This window comes from Photobacterium lucens, from assembly GCF_009873615.1.
Taxonomy (GTDB): Bacteria; Pseudomonadota; Gammaproteobacteria; order Enterobacterales; family Vibrionaceae; genus Photobacterium; species Photobacterium lucens.
Genome location: NZ_SSMG01000098.1, coordinates 1 through 1,535 on the forward strand (window position 1 = coordinate 1; position 1,535 = coordinate 1,535).

Annotated in this window: 2 protein-coding genes and 1 other RNA gene; 2 read left to right on the top strand and 1 reads right to left on the bottom strand. The window is 42.3% G+C overall.

Features of this window, described 5'->3' with window-relative positions:
* Positions 1 to 72: 72 nt before the first annotated feature.
* Positions 73 to 369: an MGMT family protein gene (locus E5A76_RS05090; protein ID WP_161118286.1), complete on the bottom strand. Its 297-nt coding sequence runs from the start codon at positions 367 to 369 to the stop codon at positions 73 to 75.
* Positions 370 to 437: 68 nt separating this feature from the next.
* Here E5A76_RS05090 and E5A76_RS05095 point away from each other — a divergent pair, with 68 nt between their 5' ends.
* Together E5A76_RS05095 and ffs are read left to right on the top strand one after the other, a co-directional pair.
* Positions 438 to 1,172: a hypothetical protein gene (locus tag E5A76_RS05095; protein ID WP_053988490.1), complete on the top strand. Its 735-nt coding sequence runs from the start codon at positions 438 to 440 to the stop codon at positions 1,170 to 1,172.
* A 161-nt stretch (positions 1,173 to 1,333) separates the two neighbouring features.
* Positions 1,334 to 1,430: signal recognition particle sRNA small type (ffs, locus tag E5A76_RS05100), an RNA gene on the top strand.
* Positions 1,431 to 1,535: the final 105 nt, after the last annotated feature.

Genomic DNA, 1,535 nt, shown 5'->3' on the forward strand with positions numbered 1-1,535 from the left:
GCATTTTAACTCTCGACTATATTTGGACATAAAAGACCCCCAATAATTGGTGTCCAACTATTGGGGGTCACTTCACCAACGGTAGTGTTTTAAGTTAATTTTTCCTTGCTCTGAAATCAAAATACCTTCATTACGTAGTGCTTCCATTTGTCTTGCTTTGCCATCGTCTACTAATGAGATTCTACCTTGGCTATTGATCACTCTATGCCATGGTAATCTTGAATCCTGTGGTAGGTTAGACAGTAATCGACCGACTTGCCGAGCATAACCAGGAAAGCCAGCAAATTTTGCAATATCACCATAAGTTGATATTTTTCCAACAGGTATTTGATGCACTTGGCTATAGATTTGGTGAGAAAAATCGTCCATATTTGTACCTAGAGATGGAAAAAGCCCATCTTTGATTAAACAGCAGGATAACGCAAGGAGGTGTTGCCATGTTGTATAAAACAATGCTGATTGCCATAACACTTTTACTTACAGTGCTGGGAGTTAATGCTCTAGCACACAGCCAAGGTGAACTACCTATTTTAGCTTTAGCAATCCCTGCTTTATGGCTATTACCACAAGGTGGTGTTGCTGCATGGTTATTGCTCATAGGTTTAGGCTTGTTTGGCTATGTGTTACCTGAGCAACCTGTCGCACTTTCTGTTAGCCTCTTTATGATGCTGCCTATTCTGATCATTTGTACTTCACCGAAAGGGTGTTGGCAATTAGGCTCTTTGATGATCTCGATTGTCTTAGCCATGAATGCAGGGTTAATGGCATTACAAGGGGAAGGTAAACTCCCAGGTTCGATCACTGCCACATTATTACAAATTATTGCCATTGCTATTATATGGTTCGCGGCACGTAGCTGGCGACCAGTGGAAGGTAATACATGGTGGCCCATTATTCTTGTGATCCCATTATGGGTCGGTGGCATGGAGCATGCAGCATTGCTCGCTTTATGTGTTACGGGGATCATTGCAGCCCTGCAATCATTGAGTAAAGTGCATCTTGATGAGTGGATCCCTAAATTAGCTTGCGTATTGCCAGCAGTTGGTTTTGCCACATTGGTGATCATGCCGCAGTTTGATGTTGCCAATCCTATTTTAGTGTCATGGTTACTGGTACTTGGTGGAGGATTGCTAGGTGAGTCGCTATTAGAAGATCCTGAAGAAGAGGAATAAACGCTTTGATTACAAAGTGATGGTTTTATTTCCAATCTTTTCTCTATTGGATGAAAAGTGCGCGTTCAAAGCGAGGTGGCAAGATAACGGCTTGCATTCTTAGTTAGCTTACTACATAATCCATCTCGTTCTCGCAAGAGACAAAGAATCTATGGAGGCCCCATTGGTCCTCCCGCAACACTAACTTGTGAACTCGGCCAGGCCCGGAAGGGAGCAACCGCAGCAGGCGATGTGTGTGCCGGGATGTGGCTGGTGGGGCTTCCACCCATCTAATATAGTAAACTTTTCTTATCTCTATTCTATTAATATCAATAACCTTCTGTTTTTTTAAATAAAATAAAGCTTAACCGTACGATAATATAT